This window comes from Pleomorphomonas sp. NRK KF1 (genome assembly GCF_023721755.1).
GTDB lineage: Bacteria > Pseudomonadota > Alphaproteobacteria > Rhizobiales > Pleomorphomonadaceae > Pleomorphomonas.
This window is the reverse complement of sequence record NZ_JAMDLH010000001.1, coordinates 1115829-1137539: the sequence shown is the minus strand read 5'-3', so window position 1 is coordinate 1137539 and position 21711 is coordinate 1115829. Positions and strand designations below refer to the sequence as shown.

20 protein-coding genes are annotated in these 21711 nt (G+C 63.6%); 15 read left to right on the top strand and 5 right to left on the bottom strand.

The features are described from left to right. The first annotated feature begins 59 nt into the window (after positions 1–59). On the top strand, positions 60–410 hold the full coding sequence (locus tag M4J39_RS05215) for a gamma-butyrobetaine hydroxylase-like domain-containing protein (protein WP_251726717.1): 351 nt from the start codon (positions 60–62) through the stop codon (positions 408–410). Positions 411–483: 73 nt separating this feature from the next. Here the strand turns inward: M4J39_RS05215 and M4J39_RS05210 are convergent, their stop codons facing one another. Continuing rightward, positions 484–1083: a L,D-transpeptidase gene (locus tag M4J39_RS05210; protein ID WP_251726810.1), complete on the bottom strand. Its 600-nt coding sequence runs from the start codon at positions 1081–1083 to the stop codon at positions 484–486. A 240-nt stretch (positions 1084–1323) separates the two neighbouring features. After that, on the bottom strand, positions 1324–3270 hold the full coding sequence (locus M4J39_RS05205) for a potassium transporter Kup (RefSeq protein ID WP_371875386.1): 1947 nt from the start codon (positions 3268–3270) through the stop codon (positions 1324–1326). A 326-nt stretch (positions 3271–3596) separates the two neighbouring features. Between M4J39_RS05205 and crcB the strand changes: the two genes are divergently transcribed. From crcB to M4J39_RS05185, 4 genes are all read left to right on the top strand, one after another. After that, a complete protein-coding gene (gene crcB, locus M4J39_RS05200; RefSeq protein ID WP_251726716.1) occupies positions 3597–3980 on the top strand; it encodes a fluoride efflux transporter CrcB in 384 nt (127 codons plus the stop codon). Next, entirely contained in the window at positions 3977–5038 is a 1062-nt protein-coding gene (locus tag M4J39_RS05195; RefSeq protein WP_251726715.1) for an RluA family pseudouridine synthase, read from the top strand. The genes crcB and M4J39_RS05195 overlap by 4 nt, the downstream gene beginning before the upstream one ends. A 105-nt stretch (positions 5039–5143) precedes the next feature. Beyond that, positions 5144–6583, top strand: coding sequence for a diguanylate cyclase (locus M4J39_RS05190; protein WP_251726714.1), 1440 nt, complete (start codon positions 5144–5146; stop codon positions 6581–6583). A gap of 555 nt (positions 6584–7138) precedes the next feature. Next, complete coding sequence (locus M4J39_RS05185) at positions 7139–7579, top strand: hypothetical protein (RefSeq protein WP_251726713.1); 441 nt, start codon at positions 7139–7141, stop codon at positions 7577–7579. Positions 7580–7670: 91 nt separating this feature from the next. Here the strand turns inward: M4J39_RS05185 and M4J39_RS05180 are convergent, their stop codons facing one another. After that, entirely contained in the window at positions 7671–8327 is a 657-nt protein-coding gene (locus M4J39_RS05180; RefSeq protein ID WP_251726712.1) for an alpha/beta hydrolase, read from the bottom strand. Positions 8328–8627: 300 nt separating this feature from the next. Here M4J39_RS05180 and M4J39_RS05175 point away from each other — a divergent pair, with 300 nt between their 5' ends. The 7 genes from M4J39_RS05175 to sufA all read left to right on the top strand — a co-directional run bounded on the left by M4J39_RS05175 (position 8628) and on the right by sufA (position 15767). Further along, entirely contained in the window at positions 8628–9803 is a 1176-nt protein-coding gene (locus M4J39_RS05175) for a cysteine desulfurase family protein (RefSeq protein WP_251726711.1), read from the top strand. A gap of 82 nt (positions 9804–9885) precedes the next feature. Next, entirely contained in the window at positions 9886–11361 is a 1476-nt protein-coding gene (gene sufB / locus M4J39_RS05170; RefSeq protein WP_251726710.1) for a Fe-S cluster assembly protein SufB, read from the top strand. A 100-nt stretch (positions 11362–11461) separates the two neighbouring features. Next, positions 11462–12214, top strand: coding sequence for a Fe-S cluster assembly ATPase SufC (gene sufC / locus M4J39_RS05165; protein WP_251726709.1), 753 nt, complete (start codon positions 11462–11464; stop codon positions 12212–12214). Positions 12215–12225: 11 nt separating this feature from the next. Continuing rightward, on the top strand, positions 12226–13548 hold the full coding sequence (sufD, locus tag M4J39_RS05160) for a Fe-S cluster assembly protein SufD (protein ID WP_251726708.1): 1323 nt from the start codon (positions 12226–12228) through the stop codon (positions 13546–13548). Positions 13549–13593: 45 nt separating this feature from the next. After that, on the top strand, positions 13594–14829 hold the full coding sequence (locus tag M4J39_RS05155) for a cysteine desulfurase (RefSeq protein WP_251726707.1): 1236 nt from the start codon (positions 13594–13596) through the stop codon (positions 14827–14829). 5 nt (positions 14830–14834) lie between these two features. Beyond that, on the top strand, positions 14835–15221 hold the full coding sequence (locus M4J39_RS05150; RefSeq protein ID WP_371875401.1) for an SUF system Fe-S cluster assembly protein: 387 nt from the start codon (positions 14835–14837) through the stop codon (positions 15219–15221). A gap of 180 nt (positions 15222–15401) precedes the next feature. Then, positions 15402–15767: a Fe-S cluster assembly scaffold SufA gene (gene sufA / locus M4J39_RS05145; protein WP_251726706.1), complete on the top strand. Its 366-nt coding sequence runs from the start codon at positions 15402–15404 to the stop codon at positions 15765–15767. 10 nt (positions 15768–15777) lie between these two features. Here the strand turns inward: sufA and M4J39_RS05140 are convergent, their stop codons facing one another. Continuing rightward, the gene (locus M4J39_RS05140) at positions 15778–16287 is read right to left on the bottom strand and encodes a hypothetical protein (protein WP_251726705.1); all 510 of its coding nucleotides are present in this window, start codon (positions 16285–16287) and stop codon (positions 15778–15780) included. A gap of 208 nt (positions 16288–16495) precedes the next feature. Then, positions 16496–17437 (bottom strand): 1-phosphofructokinase family hexose kinase, encoded by a 942-nt coding sequence (locus M4J39_RS05135; protein ID WP_251726704.1) that lies wholly within the window; start codon positions 17435–17437, stop codon positions 16496–16498. A gap of 868 nt (positions 17438–18305) precedes the next feature. Here M4J39_RS05135 and M4J39_RS05130 point away from each other — a divergent pair. The 3 genes from M4J39_RS05130 (at position 18306) to thrS (ending at position 21696) form a co-directional block, all read left to right on the top strand. Further along, positions 18306–19103, top strand: a complete 798-nt coding sequence (locus M4J39_RS05130; RefSeq protein WP_251726703.1) for a threonine/serine exporter family protein — start codon at positions 18306–18308, stop codon at positions 19101–19103. Next, positions 19103–19570: a threonine/serine exporter family protein gene (locus tag M4J39_RS05125; protein ID WP_251726702.1), complete on the top strand. Its 468-nt coding sequence runs from the start codon at positions 19103–19105 to the stop codon at positions 19568–19570. Before M4J39_RS05130 ends, M4J39_RS05125 begins: the two co-directional genes overlap by 1 nt. 155 nt (positions 19571–19725) lie before the next feature. Then, a complete protein-coding gene (thrS, locus tag M4J39_RS05120; RefSeq protein WP_251726701.1) occupies positions 19726–21696 on the top strand; it encodes a threonine--tRNA ligase in 1971 nt (656 codons plus the stop codon). The last annotated feature ends 15 nt before the right edge of the window (positions 21697–21711 follow it).

Sequence of the window (21711 nt, the reverse complement as noted above, 5' to 3'; positions counted from 1 at the left end):
GCGCTACGGCGCTATGTATGCACCGATCTCAACTCATCCACGTTCGACCGGAGCACGCCATGGCCGTCTGGCCCACCGAAATCCGCCTTTCCGCCGACAAACGCTCGCTGGCGGTGTCTTTCGAGGACGGCAAGTCCTTTTCCATTCCGGCAGAGTTGCTCCGGGTAAACTCGCCCTCGGCCGAGGTGCAAGGACACGCCCCGAGTCAGCGGGTCACGGTTGCCAGCAAGAAAGACGTCACGATCACCGCCATCGAGCCCGTCGGCTCCTATGCCGTCCGCCTGGTATTCGATGACGGCCATGACAGCGGCCTCTACACCTGGACCATCCTCTACGAGACCGGCCGAGACAAGGAGACCTTGTTCTCGGCCTATCTCGCCGAGCTCGAAGCCAAGGGACTGACGCGCTGATATCCGTGTCCGACAAGAAAACGCCGCCGCGGTGGGACCGCGACGGCGTCGGAATGTCGTTGGTGGAGACTGCTCAGCGGACGACGACGACCTTGGTGCCGACGCCGACGCGCTCGTAGAGGTCGGCGACATCGTCATTGGTCATGCGGATGCAGCCCGACGACACGGCCTGACCGATGGTCCAGGGCTCGGCGGTTCCGTGAATGCGATAGATCGTCGAGCCGATGTACATGGCGCGGGCGCCAAGCGGATTGTCCGGGCCGCCGGGCATGAAATAGGGCAGCTTGGGCTGACGCTTGCGCATGGCCGGCGGCGGCGTCCAGCCGGGCCACTCTGCCTTGCGGGTGATGTGGTGCGTGCCCTGCCAGGTGAAACCGGGACGGCCAACGCCGATGCCGTACTTCATCGCCTTGCCGTCGCCGAACACGTAGTAGAGGCGACGCTCGGTCGTGTTGACGATGATCGTTCCGTTGCCGTAAGGGCCGGCGTAGTCGATCAGTTCCTTCTTGATCGGGCTTTCCATCGAACGGGCCGAGGGCTTGCGGGCGATCGTCTGGAAGCTGCCTGTGGCAGGGTCCCAGAAGCGAACGGTTGCCTCTTCGGCACGGGCGACACCCGCATGGAGCGGTGCGGCCACCATGAGGGCCGCCGCTAGGAGAAGCATCTTTCTCATCATCGTGAAAGAACCGAATCCGATAGGTTTGAGAGGGGGAAAGCAGAACTGGACTCGACTCGGAGTCCCCCGAGCCGAACTCGAAACTGACAAGATGACGATGCAGAGAGCGCCGTCGACCTTCAAGCGCTTATACGCGGAATTCCGGCGTTGGTTCCGCCTTCCGATCGCTTTGTTGCCACAATGCAACGGTCGCGCTCAGGTTTTCGAAAGCGCCGCCTCGCCCTATGGCGGTGGTCGTCACACCGTGAGTTGCTGGCCGAGCTCGACCACCCGGTTGGAGGGCAGGCGATAGAAGTCGGTGGCATTGGCCGCGACGCGCGTCAGGGAGATGAACAGACGGTTCTGCCACATCGGCATCGGCGATTGCGGGCTCGGCTTGAAGGAGCGGCGGTTGAGGAAGAACGACGTCGCCATGATGTCGAATTTGATGCCCTGCTTGCGGCATTGGGCGAGGGCGCGCGGCACGTTCGGCGTTTCCATGTAGCCGAAGGTCAGCTCGACGAGGATGAAGTCGTCCGACAGCGGTTCGATCTTCACGCGCTGGTCGTCCGGGTAACGCGGGGTCGTCACCACATGCACGGTCATGATGATGTTCTTGGCGTGCAGGACGTTGTTGTGCTTGAGATTGTGCAGCAGCGCGCTCGGCGCGATCTCCGGGTCGGAGGTCAGGAACACGGCGGTGCCGCCGACCCGAACCGGATGCGACTTGCCGAGCATCTTGATGAGGTCGTTGAGCGGGATGTTCTCGCGGTGCGACTTCTCGAAGACCAGTTCGCTGCCGCGCACCCAGGTCCACATGCAGGCGGCGACACAGAAGGCCAGCGTCAGCGGCAGATAGCCGCCGTCGAACACCTTGAGAAGGTTGGCCGACAGGAAGATGATCTCCATCGACAGGAACGGCGCGACGATGGCGACGGCCACCCAGATCGACCATTTCCAGACCTTCCAGACCACGATGAAGGCCAGCATCGACGACATCACCATCTCACCGGTCACGGAGATGCCGTAGGCGGACGCCAGGGCGCTCGACGACTGGAAGAACACGACCAGCGCCAGGATGCCGGCCAGCAACAGCCAGTTGATGCGCGGCAGATAGATCTGCCCGGCTTGCGTCTCGGACGTATGGCGGCTTTCGATGCGCGGAATGAGGCCGAGTTGCACGGCCTGCTGGGTAAGCGAGAAGGCGCCGGTGATGACGGCCTGGCTGGCGATGATGGTGGCGATCGTCGCGAGCAGGATGAACGGCAGGAGGATCGGCTGGGGCACCATCAGGAAGAACGGATTCTCCAGCGCCTCCGGGTGGGAGAGCACCAGCGCGCCCTGGCCGAGATAGTTCAGCGTCAGCGCGGGAAACACCAGCGCAAACCAAGCGAGCTGGATCGGCCGTCGGCCGAAATGTCCCATGTCGGCATAAAGGGCCTCGGCACCGGTCACCGCCAGGAACACCGAGCCGATGACGACGAGAGCGAGAAAGCCGTGGTTGATGACGAACTTGATCGCGGAGGTTGGTAGCAGCGCATAGAGGATCGCCGGGTCGTCGCTGACGTGCATCAGTCCCAGAACGCCGAGGCAGAGGAACCATAGCGCGGTGATCGGTCCGAACCAGGCGGCGACACGGCCGGTGCCGAAGCTCTGGATGGTGAACAGCGCGATGAGGATGACGATGGTCAGCGGGACGACATAGTGCGAGAAGCCCGGCGCCACGACCTTGAGGCCTTCGACGGCCGACAGGACAGAGATGGCCGGCGTGATCACGGCGTCGCCGAAGAACATCGAGGCGCCGAGGATGCCGATAACCAGGGCGAAGCCGCCGCGCTTGCCGAGGGCGCCGCGCACCAGCGCCACAAGGGACAAGGTGCCGCCTTCGCCCTTGTTGTCGGCATACATCAAGAACAGGACGTATTTGAGGGTCACGACCAGCGTCAGCGACCAGATGAGCAAAGATACGACGCCCGTCACCTCGGAGCGCGTCACGCCGTCGGCAGCCGTATGGTGAAGGGCTTCCCGGAAGGCATAGAGTGGGCTTGTACCGATATCGCCGTAGACGACGCCGACAGAACCGACGGCGAGGCCGAGCATCGAGCCGTTGGCGTGGGAGTGCTCTCCATGACCGCTTGAATCCATGGTCGGGGAGGGCACGCCGGGCGCGGTCGTCTGCGGGTCTTTTGAATTGGCGTCGTTCATGTAGAACCGTCACAGGGATCGGACGTCGGTGACGTCGGCTCGATCCGGCGGCGTGGAAATAGCGGAATATCGCCAAATCCGCAAGCGTGGTTGCCGGACGGGTCTGTCTGCCACCGGGTCATCGCGTCCCGAAATGCCGAGCGTTTCATACATTTCTCCCACGCGCGAAGGGGCATCGATCTGCGGTCGCTCGTTCGGTCTGCGATGCAAACGCCGGTCGGCGATTGAGGTTCCAATTTGCCGGGCGATGCTCTAGAAAGCGCGGAATTGCCGCCGACCGTCATCGCCGACGTCGACCCGGCATCCTTCCGGCCGAGTTTTTGCCCATGTCGCTTGTCTCCGTACTTCTCGTCGCCATGGGCGGCGCCTTCGGCTCTGTCTGCCGCTATCTGGTCGGCGTTGGCGCCAGCCGGTTCCTCGGACCGGACTTTCCGTTCGGCACGATGATCGTCAACATTGTCGGCTCCTTCTTCATGGGGCTGTTCATCGAGCTTCTGGCCCTGAAACTCGATGGGTCCGAATCCCTTCGCCTGTTCGTGGCAGTGGGCGTCCTTGGCGGCTTCACCACACTTTCCTCTTTCTCGCTCGACAGCATCGTGTTGTTCGAGCGTGGCGCGATCGGCGCCGCCGCCCTCTATGTCGGGGGCTCGATCCTGCTGTCGCTGGCCGCGCTGGTTGCCGGTCTCCACTTTGTGAGGGCCTTCGCATGACCCAGGGAACGGCCGGCGGGCCGCGCGTCGAAACGATCATCGTGGCCAAGGACGAGGCCGGCATGCGCCTCGACCGTTGGTTCAAGGACCATTTCCCGGGCCTTGGCTTCGGCCACCTGCAGAAACTGATCCGCTCGGGCCAGGTCCGCGTCGATGGCGGGCGCTGCAAGACCGACCAGCGGCTCGGCGCCGGCCAAACGGTTCGGGTGCCGCCGCTGCAGTATGGCGACGCGGCGCAGAGCGGGGCGTCCTTCTATGACGGTGAGAGTGGGGCGCCGATGGCCCGGCCGAAGCAGGTGGCTTCGGCCAACGAGGCCGAGTATCTGCGCTCGCTGCTGCTCTATGAAGACGAACACGTCTTCGTCTTCAACAAGCCGGCCGGGTTGGCGGTGCAGGGCGGCTCGGGCATGACGCGCCACATCGACGGCATGCTCGAGGCGCTACGCGACCGCAAGGGCGTCAAGCCGCGTCTCGTCCATCGTCTCGACCGCGAGACGTCGGGTTGCCTTCTGGTTGCCCGCTCTCGTCTGGCGGCGGCGACGCTGGCCCGTACCTTCCAGACCCGTTCGGCGCGCAAGATCTACTGGGCGCTGGTCTTCGGCCAGCCGAAGCCGGCGCAGGGCAAGATTTCGAGCTATCTGAAACGCGTGGCGGGACCGGACGGCGACATGATGACGATTGCCAAGCACGGCGAGCCCGATGCACAGCACGCGGTCACGTATTACTCGATCGTCGAGCATTCCGCCGGCCGCCTGTCGTGGCTGACCATGAAGCCGACGACGGGCCGGACCCATCAGTTGCGCGTCCATTGCCAGGCGATGGGACATCCGATCATCGGCGATCCCCGCTATTTCGACATCGAGAACTGGCAGTTGCCGGGGGGCATCCAGAACAGACTGCATCTGCTCGCCCGTCGTCTGACGATCCCGCATCCGGCCGGAGGGGAGCCGATCGACGTCACTGCGCCGCTGCCGCCGCATATGCTGCAGTCCTGGAATCTCCTCGGTTTCGAGGTGTCCGACAAGGACGAGGAGAATCCATCGTTCCCCGAAGACTGACCATGGGGAGACGTAGGCGCGACCTGTGGTAGAAGGGTATTGTAACGAATCGCAAGTCTGCCGACCGGGCATGGGGTGGCATGTTGCGCCGCGCCAGGAGGAAGAATGACCGCCAAGTTGGACCGGATGCGCATGATTCCGCTGATCGGCGCCATCCTCGCCATCGGCTTCCTGATCACCAACATGGTCAGCTATCTCATCGCGGTGGATACGGTAAGGCAGTCGATCGTCGAAACCGAGCTGCCTCTCACGGGATCCAACATCTATTCCGAGATCCAGACCGATCTGGTGCGGCCGATTCTCGTGTCCTCGCTGATGGCCAACGACACCTTCGTGCAGGACTGGCTGCACTCGGGCGAACTCGATCTCGGGGCGATCACCCGCTATCTGCAGCGCATCCAGCGCCAGTACAACACCTTCACCGCCTTCCTGGTGTCGCGCGACACGCAGGCCTACTATCATTTCCAGGCACCGCCCCGGCATCTCAAGCGCGACGACCCGGCCGACATCTGGTTCTTCCGCTCGATCGACGCGGCGGCTCCCTATGAGGTCAACGTCGACATCAACAAGCAGCAGAACGACGCGCTGACCGTTTTCATCAACTACCGGGTCGTCGATCACGACGGCAAGATGATCGCGCTCGCCGGCGTCGGGCTGGATTTCCGCACCGTGCGCAACATCGTGGCGCGCTATCGCGACCAGTTCGATCGCAACATCTACTTCGTCAATGCGCGCGGCGACATCGTGGTGGCGACTGATGCCGACACACCGGTGGGCGCTTCGATCCGCAAGTCCGAGGGGCTCGACGCGGTCGCGGACCACATTCTCCGGGAGGAGAGTGGGGAGTACTCGTTCAAGCGGGACGGGCGAACCATCCTGCTGTCGCACCGGCTCATTCCCGATCTCGGCTGGCGGGTGATGGTCGAGCAGGATGAAGCCGCGGCGATGCGACCATTGTGGCTCGGCTTCCTCTTCAATCTCGCGATCGGCTTCGTTGTCATCGTCGTGTCGCTCGTTCTCGTCTCGTTGGCGTTCGGCATCTACAAGAAGCGGATCGGCGACGTGGCCTTCCGCGATGCGCTGACCGGCCTCGTCAATCGGGCGGGGTTCGAGGCGGAGTTCGACGCGCGCACGTCCTCTCGCCGGCCTCCTCCCGGCCCGCTCAGCCTGGTCCTGATCGACCTTGATGCATTCAGTGTCTTCAACGACCGGTTCGGTCGTGCCGCCGGCGATGCGGCTCTTGGAAAGATAGGCCGGATCGTGTCGGAGGTTGCCAGTGGTGTCGGCGTGGTCGCCCGACTTGACGGGGACGATTTCGCGATCTTGCGGGACGGCAGCTCCGACGCCGCCACACGCTTTGCCGACAGTCTCGTGAAGGTCATCGGTGCGGAGACCTTCGGCGACGGCGTCCCGGCGCAGCTGACAGCGAGCGTTGGCGTCACGCCGCTGGCGGAAGGCGAGGGGCGTGGCGCGGCGATGGAACGGGTCGAGCGGGCGTTGCGCAAGGCGAAAGCCGCCGGTGGCGACCGCGTTTGTCTCGCTTGAGTTCGGACACGGCGCGTCACATCGCCCGGATTGCCATGCCTGCCGGCGGGTGATCCCGGTCCGACATGCCTCATCGCTCCGGTTCTGCCAGATCGCAGCGCAACTCTCGGCTCTGGTCGACGTTTTGCCGCCATCCACACCGGCCTGCATGCGAGACACCCGGACAAGGCAAACGATCGGCATCGGACCTGTACGGCCCGCTTGCCGTGTGCTGTTGATGTGATTCGATAAATGGTTGAATTTTCAACCCATTTCCGAGTCAGAAATTTCTCCGGCCGGTCCGGGAACTTGCTTCGCTCTTGAGAGTTTATGTCTCCGGCGAGTAAGTGTCCGATAAGGTAAAACTGGCCAGTAAATATTTCCTGATGTTATCCCGTCTCTTATTACTGTGAGAAATGCGCAGTCTTACGGAAAATTGCGTACAATTTAAGTACGATTTATAGAGATGCGATGCGGTTCCTATAGAAACTGAGGTGATGTTCTCTTGATCTTATTCACACTAGTGTTATCTTTTCCTAGCAGTGTTGCGTCGAACATATCTTGGGAGGATGTGTCATGAACGTCACCGAAGTGTCTTTCGTCGCAGCGGCCGCTGCTGTAGCGAACGGAAAGGCTTTGCCGGCCATTGGCCAGACGCCCGCTCGCTACGCCGGGCATACCTTCGAGACGGGGGCCGATGCTCCCGACAGGCCGGGTGTCTTCGTGCTGACCACGGAGCTGTCCGGGCGCGCCCATCCGATTTATGTCGGAGAGAGCGAGTCCGTGATTGTCGCGGTGTCGGCCGTTCTGGCCGCCAACCCCATCCTGAAGCGCCTGACCGCCGGGGTGTTCTGGCAGGCCTGTCCTTTCGCCCTCGACCGGAGGCATCTCGTCGAGGAGCTGATCGAAGAGTACCAGCCTCATTTCAATGCCGCGGCCGAAGCGGAGAAAAGCGACCGTTCTTCTGAACGGGATGACTGGGTGCGAGATCCCATCGAGCTGATCGCTCGCTTCTGAACGGCCGCCGTCCTGCTGGCGATGACAAGGAAAAAGGGCTTCGAACAGGCGGTTCGAGGCCCTTTCCATTTTGCTTTCCGATCGAAGATCGTCAGCCTTCGTTCGGCTGAGCCTCGAGGCGCATGTCGAGGTAGTTCCCGCAGTGCTCGATCAGCTCGTCGATCTTCTGGTCGAAGAAGTGGTTGGCGCCTTCGATGATCTTGTGATCGATGACGATGCCCTTCTGGGCCTTCAGCTTGTCCACCAGAGCCTGGACATCCTTCTGTGGCACCACCTTGTCGATGTCGCCGTGGATGATCAGACCCGAGGACGGGCAGGGCGCGAGGAAGGAGAAGTCGTTGAGGTTGGCCGGGGGGGCAATCGAGATGAAGCCCTCGATTTCCGGGCGGCGCATCAGGAGCTGCATGCCGATCCAGGCACCGAAATCGAAACCGGCGACCCAGCAAAAACGCGCCTCCGGATGGATCGACTGCACCCAGTCGAGCGCCGAAGCCGCGTCCGACAGTTCGCCTGAGCCGTGGTCGAACTGTCCCTGGCTGCGGCCAACGCCGCGGAAGTTGAAGCGCAGCACCGCGAAACCGCGTTCCTTGAACATGTAGAACAGGCGGTAGGCGATCTGATTGTTCATGGTCCCGCCGAATTCCGGATGCGGATGCAGGATCATGGCGATCGGCGCGTTTCGCACTGTGGCCGGCTGGTAGCGGCCCTCGATGCGCCCGGCAGGGCCGTTGAAGATCACTTCGGGCATGTTGTCCTCGATCTCGACCCCTTTTCCCTGAGGCCTTTGCCGTCGCCGGCGAAGGCCCGTCGTATTGACGCGGAGTGGGTCAGGTCCTAGATTTAGAATTACTCAAAACTGATGCGGACAGCGCATCGTCTCGGCTCATGCGCTTGCACTGGACCGCCGGCCGGTCCGGCGTCAAGAAAAATCGCATCCGGAAGTGGCGTTGAGCGCTCTCCCGCCGGTCTGGCGGCTCAGAAGCGGATGGTATAGTGAACGCGCAAGTCGGTTCGGCGTTCCGCCCGGCAGCTGCGAATGGGGAAGGGTATGGCGGAGGCACGCCTCTATTTCGACTGGAATGCCGGAGCGCCGATGAAAGCGGAAGCTCGGGTGCGTCTCGTCGAGTTGCTCGGCCGGCCCGGCAACGGGTCGTCGGTGCATGCCGAGGGGCGGGCGGCCCGTGCCGTTCTCGAAGAGGCTCGTCGCTCGGTGGCGCGGCTCTGCGGCGCGGAGGCGAAGGGCGTCACCTTCTGCTCCGGAGGCACGGAGGCCGCCAACACGGTACTGACGCCGGACTGGACATTGTTTGGCAAGCCGTATCGGCTGGATCGGTTGCTCGTATCGGCGGTGGAACACCCGGCTGTGGCGCGCGGTGGCCGTTTTCCCGCAGAGCGCGTCGAGGTCATCCCGGTCGATGGCAACGGCATCGTCGACCTCGGCGTTTTGGAGCACCGTCTTTCCGAACTCGCTGCGGCGGGTGAGCGGGCTTTCGTCTCGGTCATGATGGCCAATAACGAGACCGGCGTCGTCGAACCTATCGCCGAAGTGGCGCGAGTTGCCAGGGCGCATGGCGCATTGGTTCATTCCGATGCCGTGCAGGCGGCCGGCAAGTTGCCCATCGATATGGATGCGCTGGGATTCGACGTGCTGACCCTCTCCGCCCACAAGCTCGGCGGTGGGCAGGGGGTGGGCGCCATCGTGCGCGGACGCAACGGCTTCGCCTTTCCGCCGCTCGTCACTGGCGGTGGCCAGGAATCCTGGGCGCGAGCCGGCACCGAAAACGTCGCGGCCATCGCTGCCTTCGGCGTGGCGGCCGACGCCGCGCTGGCCGATCTCGCGGCGATGACGGAGATCGCCGCCAGACGCGATCGCATCGCCGCAATGATCCGCGACTTCGCGCCGGACGCCGTGATCTTCGGAGAAGGGGCGCCGCGGCTGTCGAACACGCTTTGTTTTGCCGTGCCGGGCGTCGCGGCCGAGACGGCGGTGATCGCTTTCGACCTTGCCGGCGTGGCGCTGTCGTCGGGCTCGGCCTGTTCGTCGGGCAAGGTGACGGCAAGCCCCGTGCTTACGGCGATGGGTGTCGATCAGGCTCTGGTGAAAGGCGGATTGCGCGTCTCGATCGGTGCGGAGACCACCGACGAGGAGATCGAGGCCTTCGGTTTGCGGGCGCGCAACGTCTTTGCCGCTATGAAGAAACAACATGGGACCGCCGCAGCCTGAGTGACTACCGGCTGCGGAAAAAAGCGACTACATTGAGGACAGATTTCCCACGGTCCTTGAAACCGCGTGGAAGGAGCAAGAGATGGCAGCAGTCAAGGAGACGGTCGATCAGGTTCTGTCGATCGACGTCGACAAGTACAAGTATGGCTTCGTCAGCGACATCGAGTCGGAGCTGGCGCCCAAGGGCCTCAACGAGGATATCGTCCGCTACATTTCGGCCAAGAAGGACGAGCCGGAGTGGCTGACCGAGTGGCGCCTGGAAGCGTTGCGCCGCTGGCAGACCATGGAAGAGCCGACCTGGGCGCGCGTCGATTATCCGCCCATCGACTTCCAGGATCTTCACTACTATGCCGCGCCGAAGAAGACGGCTGGCCCGAAGAGCCTCGACGAAGTCGATCCGGGGCTGCTTGCCACCTATGAGAAGCTCGGCATTCCGCTGAAGGAACAGGAGATCCTGGCCGGCGTCGAGAAGGGTGACCGGTTGGTCGCCGTCGATGCGGTGTTCGACAGCGTGTCGGTGGTCACCACCTTCAAGGCCGAACTTGCCAAGCATGGCGTCATCTTCTGCCCGATCTCGGAAGCGGTGAAGACGCATCCGGAACTGGTGAAGAAGTACCTCGGCTCGGTCGTGCCGGTGAGCGACAACTTCTACGCCACGCTGAACTCGGCGGTGTTTTCCGACGGGTCCTTCGTCTACGTGCCGAAGGGCGTGCGTTGTCCGATGGAGCTGTCGACCTACTTCCGCATCAACGAGAAGAAGACCGGTCAGTTCGAGCGGACGCTCATCATCGCCGACGAGGGCGCCTACGTGTCCTACCTCGAAGGCTGCACGGCGCCGTCCCGCGACGAAAATCAGCTCCATGCCGCCGTGGTCGAGCTGATCGCCCTCGATGACGCCGAGATCAAGTACTCCACGGTCCAGAACTGGTATCCGGGCGACTCGGAAGGCAAGGGCGGCGTCTTCAACTTCGTGACCAAGCGCGGCGACTGCCGTGGCAAGAACTCGAAGATCTCCTGGACGCAGGTGGAAACCGGCTCGGCCATCACCTGGAAGTACCCGAGCTGCATCCTGCGCGGCGACAACTCGCGCGGCGAGTTCTACTCGATCGCCATTTCCAACGGCCGCCAGCAGGTCGACAGCGGCACCAAGATGGTCCACCTCGGCAAGAACACGTCATCGAAGATCATCTCCAAGGGCATTTCCGCCGGCCGCTCCAACAACACCTATCGCGGCCTCGTGTCGGTCGGCCGCAAGGCCTCCGGCGCCCGCAACTTCACCAACTGCGACAGCCTGCTCATCGGCAACAAGTGCGGCGCCCATACCGTGCCCTACATCGAGAGCAAGAACGCCTCGGCCATCGTCGAGCACGAAGCCACCACGTCGAAGATCTCCGACGATCAACTCTTCTACTGTCTGCAGCGCGGCCTGCCGCAGGAAGAAGCCATCGCCCTGATCGTCAACGGTTTCGTCAAGGATGTGCTGCAACAGCTGCCGATGGAGTTCATGGTGGAGACGCAGAAGCTGATCGGTATCAGCCTCGAGGGCAGCGTCGGCTGACACGTGCCGGGCGCGCCGCGACACGCGTCCCCTTCTCAAGACCAACGACAACGAGCCTCCGCCACGGGCGTCGAGGCCAACCGGACGACAGGACAGAACCATGCTCGAGATCAAGAACCTTCATGCCCGGATCGGCGACCGCGAGATCCTCAAGGGCCTTACCCTCACGGTAAAGCCCGGCGAAGTGCACGCCATCATGGGGCCGAACGGCGCCGGCAAATCGACGCTCTCCTACATCCTCGCCGGCAAGGAAGACTATGAGGTGACCGAGGGCGAGGTGCTTCTGAACGGCGCCTCCATCCTCGACCTCGAGCCGAACGAGCGCTCCGTGGCCGGCTTGTTCCTCGCCTTCCAGTATCCGATCGAGATCCCCGGCGTTGCCACCATGACCTTCCTCAAGGCGGCGCTCAACTCGCATCGCAAGGCGAAGGGCGAGGGCGAACTGACGACGCCCGAGTTCATGAAGCTGGTGAAGGGCGTTGCCGAAAAGCTGAACATCACCTCGGACATGCTCAAGCGGCCGGTCAACGTCGGCTTCTCCGGCGGCGAGAAGAAGCGCGCCGAGATCATGCAGATGGCGCTGCTGCAGCCGTCGATCTGCATCCTCGACGAGACCGACTCCGGTCTCGACATCGACGCGCTGAAGGTGGTGTCCGAGGGCGTCAACGCACTGCGCTCGCCCGATCGCGCCTTCGTGGTGATCACCCATTATCAGCGCCTCCTCGACCACATCGTGCCGGACATCGTGCACGTGCTGTCCGACGGACGAATCGTCCGGACCGGCGGCCCGGAGCTGGCGCTCGATCTCGAAAAGAATGGTTACGCGGCCTACGTGGCGAACGCGGCCGCCTGAGGGGGATGACCATGGTTGCCACCCCCGTTCGCACGCCGGCCGAACAGGCGCTTGCCGCCCGCTATCCGGCCGAGAGGACGTCGCTGCCCGGAACGGCCGACGTCATCGCCATCCGTGACGCCGCCTTCGGTGGCGTCGAAAAGAGCGGCCTGCCGCACCGCCGCGTCGAGGATTGGAAGTACACCGATCTGCGGGCGCGGCTGAAGACCTTCCCGCCCGCCGCCGGCTCGGGCGACGTCGCTCGCATCCTGATCGCCGCACCTGCGGTGGAGGGCGACAAGGCCCGCCGTCTTGTCATCGCCAACGGTCGCTACCGGCCCGAGCTGTCCGATCTTGAGGACCTTGAGCACGGCTTGTCCGTCTTCTCGCTCGCAACGGCGCTTGAGGCGGGCGACGCCACGGCAATTGCCGCGCTGAAGCTTGACGACGCCATCGCCTCGAACACGGCCGTGGCGCTCAATACGGCCTTCATGACCGACGGCCTCGTGATCGCCGTTGCCGACGGCGCCGAGATCGGACGCCCGGTGGAACTGGTCCACATTGCCGAGGGTGAACCCGCCGCGTCGACGGCGGTGCGCCATCTGGTGACAGTCGGCAAGGGTGCCCGCCTGACGCTGATCGAGACGATCGAGTCGCTCGACACGGTCGCCCACCACTCCAACATCATGACGATGATCGAGGTGGGCGAGGGGGCGAAGGTCGACCATATTCGCCTGCAACTGGAGCCCGACGAGGCGGTCAGCATGACCTCGCTGGTGGCGAAGATCGGACGTGAGGCGAACTTCGACACCTTCAACGCGGCATTGGGGGCGGGACTTGCCCGCGCTCAGATCTTCGCCGAGTTTGTCGGGCGCGATGCTCAGGCCGGCTTCCGTGGCATCACCATGCTCAGTGGACGGCGTCACGCCGATACGACGCTGTCGCTGATCCACGGTGCCGAGAACTGCCAGAGCCGGGAGCTCTACAAGGCGGTCATCGACGGCGAGGCGCGTTCGGCCTTCGCCGGCCGCATCGCCGTGCCGGCTCACGCCCAGAAGACCGACGCGCGCATGATGACGGCGTCGCTGCTTCTCTCCGAGGAAGCCGAGGCCGACGCCAAGCCGGAACTGGAAATCTTCGCCGACGACGTTCAGTGCGGCCACGGCGCCACCTGCGGCGCCATCGACGAGGACCTCCTGTTCTATCTCCTGTCGCGCGGCATTCCCAAGGCGGAGGCGGAGAGCATGCTGATCCTCGCCTTCCTCGGCGAGGCGATCGACGAGATCCAGAATCAGGCCGTTCACGACGCCCTCATCCACCGCGTCGAGGGCTGGCTGAAGACCAGGGCGGCGTGAGCCGGCACCGCCGCCCGGCGTGCCGGGCGGCCAAGACAAGAGACGATGATGATGTCCGTTTCGTCCTATGACGTCGAAGCCGTGCGCGGGGATTTCCCGATCCTCGCCGAGAAGGTCTACGGCAAGCCGCTGGTCTATCTCGACAACGGCGCCTCGGCGCAAAAGCCGCTCGCCGTGCTCGACCGCATGCGCCACGCCTATACCCATGAATATGCCAACGTTCATCGTGGCCTGCACTATCTGTCGAACGCCGCCACGGAGGCCTATGAGGACGCCCGCGAGGCGGTGCGCGCCTTCCTGAACGCCTCGTCGACGGAGCAGGTCATCTTCACCCGTTCCTCGACCGAGGCGATCAACCTCGTCGCGGCGAGCTACGGCGGCATGGTGCTCGGCGAGGGTAACGAGGTCATCCTCTCCATTCTGGAGCATCACTCCAACATCGTGCCGTGGAACTTCCACCGCGAGAAGAAAGGCGTCGTCATCAAGTGGGCGCCGGTCCGCGACGACGGCAGCTTTGACCTCGAGGCTTTCGAGGCGCTGTTCACGCCACGCACCAAGATCGTCGCCATCACGCAGATGTCCAACGTCACCGGCACCATCGTGCCGATTCGCGAGGTGACGCGCATCGCCCACGCCCACGGCGCGGTGGTGCTGGTCGACGGCAGCCAGGGCGCAGTGCATCTGCCGGTCGATGTTCAGGATCTCGACGCCGATTTCTACGTGCTGACCGGTCACAAGGTCTACGGCCCCACGGGCATCGGCGTGCTCTACGGCAAAAAGCAGCTTCTGGAAGCCATGCCGCCCTGGCAGGGCGGTGGCGAGATGATCGAGACGGTGACCACCGAGGGCGTGACCTACAACGCGCCGCCGCATCGCTTCGAGGCCGGTACGCCGCCGATCGTCCAGGCCATCGGCCTCGGTGCGGCCTTGCGCTACATGGAAAGCCTCGGCCGCGAAGCCATCCTCGCCCACGAGACCGACCTGCGCGACTATGCCATGCAGCGGCTCGGCGAGATGAACTCCGTTCGCATCTATGGCACCACCAAGGAGAAGGGCGCCATCGTCGCCTTCTCGATGAACGGGGCGCACGCCCATGACGTCGCCACGGTCATCGACCGTTCCGGTGTCGCCGTTCGTGCCGGCACGCACTGCGCCATGCCGCTGCTCGCGCGCTTTGGCGTGACCTCGACCTGCCGCGCCTCCTTTGCCCTCTACAACACGCGCGCCGAAGTGGACGCGCTGGTCACGGCCCTCAGAAAGGCCGAGGCCCTGTTCGGATGACCGACATGACCGAGATGACCAACCAGACCGAACCATCCCCCAACCAGCCCGAGACCGTCGGCGGTTCGGCTATCTCGCCGGCCGAGCTCGAGCGCATCACCGACGACATCATCGCGGCGCTGAAGACCGTCTACGATCCGGAGATTCCGGCCGACATCTATGAGCTCGGCCTCGTCTACCGCATCGACATCGACGACGACCGTCTCGTCACGATCGACATGACGCTGACCGCGCCGGGCTGTCCGGTGGCCGGCGAAATGCCGGGCTGGGTCGAGAACGCCGTCGGCGTGGTGCCCGGCGTTTACGGCGTAAAGGTGAACATGGTGTTCGATCCGCCGTGGACGCCCGACCGGATGAGCGAGGAAGCGCAGGTCGCTACCGACTGGTACTGAGCCGCTCACCGGCCGCTCGCGGATGCTAACTCGCGGCCGCCGGAGACGCTCGGCGGCCGTCTCCGTTCGGAGGGATGCATTGCGGCCATGCGGCAAGACGCTTGTCGTTGATGCGTTTGCTCCCTATTTTCATCTGGATCGCTCCGGTCTTGAACCGGGGTAGGTTGGGAGATTGATGTTATGGCTCTCGCCAAGTTCGCCGTGATGACGCTGACCGAGGCCGCTGCCGAGCGCGTGCGCGAGATCGTCGGCAATGCCGACAATGCCGTGGGTATCCGTCTCGGGATCAAGAATGGCGGCTGCGCCGGCATGTCCTACACGCTCGACCTGGCTCGCGAGGCGCAGCCCGGCGACGAGCGCGTCGAGGCGCACGGCGCCACCGTGTTCGTCGAGGCGAAGGCGGTGCTGTTCCTTCTGGGCACCGAAATGGACTTCGAGCAGACGCCGCTCCGCACCGGCTTCGTCTTCCGCAACCCCAACCAGGTGGGATCCTGCGGTTGCGGTGAGAGCGTCAGCTTGAAGCCGGCGGAGCATGTCGAGGCCTGATCCTGCCTTCTTACGCCGCTGCTGTCGACGCAGACTTCTCATAGGCGCGGTCCGCTGCGAGTCGGCTGGCGGCGCTCTGTGACTCGCTTCCGGGGCTGGCATCAGCCCATCTGGCGTACCAGTCTTCGAGAACGCGCTGTGACCAGCGGCTCTGCTCTGGACCTGTCTCGTCCTTCACCGCAAACAGCGACTGCATGCGCTGCATGAGATCCGCGCTTTCGGGGTCGTTGTTCATGTATGACGAGACTGGCGTACCGTCCGGATAAGCCCATTGCGGGTGCCACGCCTTCGGATCGGCATCGGCGAAGCGGACGCCGACCAGGGTGATCCCATTATCGCTTGAGGCGTTGGACGAATAAGGGTCGTCGGCCGTGTCGTAGAGGGCTTCCGCCTGCTTCTTGTAGGCTTCGAAGTCCGCGAGCATCTCGTGCGTAAGGTCGACCACCTTGATGCGGCCGTTTGCCATCGATCCGATGGCCATGAGATCGGTAATCTTGAGCCCGTCGCTGGAACTGATCATGTTTTCCTCTCCCGCGTGCATCGCCTGGGGGATGCAAGCAAGTTCCGTTCCCGGGGGTGCGGTCAGTTATTTCAACGGTTTATCGGTTCTCTTTGCGAGCGTTGCCCTGCAAGTTCTGCCGTATGGGGAAACTCTTGCCGGCACCGTCCCCATGCGAAAGGGGAGCAGAACGGCTGTCCTGCTCCCCTTCAAAGATTGATGCTCTGGCTTACCAGTTGTGCTGATGAGCGCCGATTTCCTCGAGAATGCGATCGACATCCACCTTCTGGCAGAGCTGCGTTCCGGGACTCATCACCGAGGCCGTTCCGGACGCGACACCGAGACGGAAGGCGTCTTCCGGAATGAGGCCGGATGCCAGGCCGTAGACCATGCCGCCCACGAAGCTGTCGCCGGCGCCGGATGCACTCTTCACCTCGACTTCGGGCGCCTTCAGGAACAGATGGTTGTCCGCGGTCACCAGCAGGGCTCCGTCGCCACCCATGGTGATGGCGATCATCTTCACTCTGCCCGAGGCGATGAGCTCCTTGGCCGCCGGGACCATGTCGTCGACGGTGGGGAGGGGGCGGCCGACCAGCTTGGCGAACTCGCCTTCGGACGGCTTGAACAGCGTGATGCCACCGCGCTCAAGCGCCAGGTCGAGCGGCTTGCCAGAGGTGTCGAGCACCAGGTTGCCGCCGCGCTCGATCACCAGGTCGGCCAGCTGGACGTAGAAGTTCTCCGGCATGCCGCGCGGCAGCGAGCCCGAGCCGACGCACCAGTCCCACTCCAGATCCTTGAGTGCGTAGAGGCAGCGCTTCCACTCGATCTCGCTGACCTCGGGACCTTCCGGGATGAAGCGGTATTCAAGACCGGTCGACCGCTCGTAGACGAGATGGGCGACTCGGGTCGACTGGGCGATCGGAATGCGCCGACGCGGAATGTTCCGGGCCGCCAGCAGTTCATCGAACATCTGGCCCGTGGTTCCGCCCGACATGTAGAGAGCGATCGAACTGCCGCCGAGCTCCTGGATCACGCGCGTGACGTTGATACCGCCGCCGCCCGGATCGTGCTGCTCGTTGGTGATGCGAATCTTGTGGGTGTGACGGACGACTTCGGCCTCGGCCGTGTCATCGATGGATGGATTGAGTGTGAGCGTGACGATCGGTTTCATTGGTCGCTATTTCATCGCCCGTTCGTTGTTTCGTAACGGCCCAGTTCCAGACGCTTCCTGCTTTCCACCGGCCTGCGCGCCGTGATCGGCGTCTTCTGCCGGTCCATTTGGCGCGGTGGGCTGACCACTACGCCTTTTGGATCGGTTGTCGGTTTAACGCGCTTTCGCTACAAAAGCCATGTCGTAGATCAACTACACTGCGGTGGAGTGTGCGTATCTCTGCGGCCATCCTTTTGGCGCAAGAATTTATGCAACCAGAAGTTACTGGATACCGGCTGCACGTCAGTCCTGGATCGATCCCCGCCTATTTGTCCCGATGCCACGTTCCGGAAAAGTGCTCCGGAACGATGATCAGGTCCAGCCTCAAACTCCCAGCTTTGGCATTCCATGGTGCACAGTCTCCCCCCGTGCGCCACAGTTGCCATGAAAAAGCCTTGCCGAAATCGTTCCGTTTCAAGCAAGTCCTTTCAGCATAGGTCTTGGCACAGCTAAGCCTTTTGTGCAAGCACCGAGGTGCGACGAAAGGTCAATCGAACGTTAGCGTCAGTGGTGTTCAGCGAGCTGAACTGGGATGAGCAGGTTCTCGCCTGTATCGTTGTGGGCGAGAATTCCGATGATTTCAGGGTTTTCTGTTCAGCCCTTCGGTTCCTGAGTGGCGTCGCCGACGAGCGGAAGCGTGGCGCGTTTTTCGGCGTCGCTGGCTCAAGAAAAAGCAGTCTTGCGTCGGCGGGCTGCTTGCCCGGGCCGTCGCGGCCCTGATATTTCACCTGAGGTTCGTTCGAGTCACGCGGGTTGCCGGCTGCCGTAAGGCGCTCCGTTCGCTCTCCAGGCGGCCACGAGATGTGACTCCTTCAATCGGCGGGGCGACATGGAACAGCAGCAAGACCCGGTGATCGTCCGCCATCGCGAGCTTGAGCGGATCGCCAACATGGCGCTTCGGGCCGGTCGCATCATGATGGAGTGCGGCGCCTCGGTGTCCGTTGTCCATGGTGGCGTCGGCATGATCGCGCGCGGATTCGGCGTCGAGGACGTCGGCATGCGCTCGGGCTATGCGTCGCTGGAGATCACCGTCCACGCCGGCGGAAACACCATAACGCGCATGATGCAGGTCGGCCGGCTTGGTGTGAATCATCGCCTCGATCAGGCGGTTCGCAAGCTCGCGGTGCGGGTGTCGCAGGGCGGCATGAGCGTCGACGAGGTGGAAGCCGAGATCGGCCGGCTGGTCCGGGAGACCCCCCGCCATCCGGCCTGGGTGGTGGCGGTGGCCGTCGGTATCGCCTGTGCGTCCTTCGGCCGGCTGCTCGGCGTCGACTGGGCGGCCTTCGCGGCCGTTCTGGTCGCAGGTACGGTGGGGCAGTACATGCGCCATCAGTTGCTGCACCACGGCGTCAACGTGTTCATCGTGGCCGGCCTGATCGCCTTTCTGGCTGCGACGCTGGGCGGCATCGGGTCCATCCTGCTGACGAGCGACACGGTCAGCCTTGCCATGATGGCGTCGATCCTGTTGCTGGTGCCCGGCGTCCCTTCCACCAACGCCCAGACCGACATCATGGATGGTTATCCCACCATGGGCAGCGCCCGGGCCGTCTGGGTGCTGATGGTCATGGTGTTCGCCTCGGTCGGCGTCTGGTTCGCCGAAGCCCTGCTCGGTCTGAGGTCGCTCTGATGTTCGAACTCCTGCCGCACCTTCTCCATCAGGCCTTGTTCGGGGCGCTCGCCGCCGCCGGTTTCGGCGTGCTGTTCAACTTCGGCTTCCGGGCGCTGCCCTGGTGCGCGGCGGCAGGCGCCCTGGCGCTTGCCGTGCGGACGATCGGACAGGACCTCGCCTGGAGCCTTGAGGGTGCTTCCTTCGCCGCCGCCATCGTTACGAGCTGTTCGGTGTCGCTGCTCCGAAAGCAGCTCGGCCCGGCCTGCAACGCGGTGGCCTTGGCCGGCTGCATCCCGATGGTGCCGGGCGCCTTCTTCGGGCAGGCGTTGCTGGGCTTTCTGTCCGTCACGGCGCCCAACCTCGTCGATGCCGAGGCGACGCTGATCGTCGCGGTTCAATCGCTCCTCCGGGTCATCTTTACTCTCGGGGCGATCGGCGCCGGCTTGCTCATTCCGGCGCACCTTCTCAGGAACCAGGACTTCTAGCGACTCGTTCGAAGCGAGTTTGGAAACAGCCTCGGTTCGTATCGTCCGCGTGGCGAACACTGGACAAACCGGCATTCGAGCCGGTAAAGCCTTTGCCATTCAAGCAAGCCGCTTACCCGCGTCGTCTGCGGGAGTGAGCGAGAAGAGGACCGACCATGATCCACGTAACTTTCCCCGATGGTTCGCAGCGCGAATATGCTCCGGGGACGACCGGCGCCGAGATCGCCGCCCAGATTTCCAAATCGCTGTCGAAGAAGGCCGTTGCGATGTCGCTCGACGGCGTGCTCTCCGACCTCAACGACCCAATCGTCACCGATGCTAGGCTCGAGATCGTGACGCGCGACGACCCGCGCGCCCTCGAGCTGATCCGCCATGACGCGGCGCACGTGATGGCCGAGGCCGTGCAGGAGCTGTTCCCCGGCACGCAGGTGACCATCGGCCCGGTGATCGACAACGGCTTCTATTACGACTTCTTCCGTCCGGAAGGGCCGTTCACCACCGACGATCTGCCGAAGATCGAGGCGAAGATGCGGGAGATCATCGCCCGCGACAAGCCGTTCACCAAGGAAGTCTGGAGCCGCGACGAGGCCAAGGACTGGTTCGAGAAAAAGGGCGAGGCCTTCAAGGTCGAACTGGTCGACGCCATTCCGGCCGACCAGAAGATCAAGATGTACGCGCAGGGCGGCTGGATGGACCTCTGCCGCGGCCCGCACATGACCTCCACCGGAAAGATCGGCAACGCCTTCAAGCTGATGAAGGTGGCTGGCGCCTATTGGCGCGGCGATTCCGAGCGCGAGATGCTGACCCGCATCTACGCCACGGCCTGGCACACCGAGGAAGACCTCAAGGCCTACCTCACCATGCTGGAAGAGGCGGAAAAGCGCGATCATCGCCGCCTCGGCCGCGAGATGGATCTCTTCCACTTCCAGGAGGAGGGGCCGGGCGTCGTCTTCTGGCACCAGAAGGGTTGGGCGCTGTTCCAGGAGCTGACCGCCTACATGCGGCGGCGCCTGAAGGGCGACTATCAGGAGGTCAACGCACCGCAGATCCTCGACAAGGTGCTATGGGAGACCTCCGGTCACTGGGGCTGGTACAAGGAGAATATGTTCGCGGTGCAGTCGGCCGGCGACGAGGCCGAGGACAAGCGCATCTTCGCGCTGAAGCCGATGAACTGCCCTGGCCATATCCAGATCTTCAAGCACGGCCTCAAGAGCTACCGCGACCTGCCGATGCGCCTTGCCGAGTTCGGCGCGGTGCATCGCTACGAGCCGTCGGGCGCCATGCATGGCTTGATGCGCGTGCGCGGCTTCACGCAGGACGACGCACATATCTTCTGCACCGAGGCCGACATGGCCGCCGAGTGCCACAAGATCAACGACCTGATCCTGTCGGTCTACGAGGACTTCGGCTTCAACGAGATCACTGTGAAGCTGTCGACCCGTCCGGAAAAGCGCGTCGGCTCGGACGACCTCTGGGATCATGCCGAAGAGGTGATGACCCGCGTGCTCGGTGAGATCGCCGAACGATCGGGCGGTCGCATCAAGACCGGCATCAACCCGGGCGAGGGCGCCTTCTACGGTCCGAAGTTCGAATATACCCTGCGCGACGCCATCGGCCGCGAGTGGCAGTGCGGCACTACCCAGGTGGACTTCAACCTGCCGGACCGCTTCGGCGCCTTCTACGTCGATGCCGACGGCAGCAAGAAGACGCCGGTGATGATCCACCGCGCCATCTGCGGCTCGATGGAGCGCTTCCTCGGCATCCTGATCGAGAACTTCGCCGGTCACTTCCCGCTGTGGTTCGCGCCGGCGCAGGTGATGGTCACCACCATCACCTCGGAAGCCGACGAGTATGCCAAGGAGGTCTACCAGAAGCTCCTGAAGGCCGGCGTGCGCGTCGACATCGATCTCAGGAACGAGAAGATCAACTACAAGGTTCGCGAGCACTCGCTGGCCAAGATCCCGCTGATCTTCGTCTGTGGTCGCAAGGAGGCGGAGGAGAAGTCGGTCAACGTCCGCACGCTCGGTTCGCAGCATCCGAAGTCGATGTCGCTCGACGAGGCGCTGACGATGGTGAAGGCGGAGATCGTGCCGCCGGACGTCAAGCGGGCGCTTGCCGAAGACTGAGCGGTTTTCCGTTTC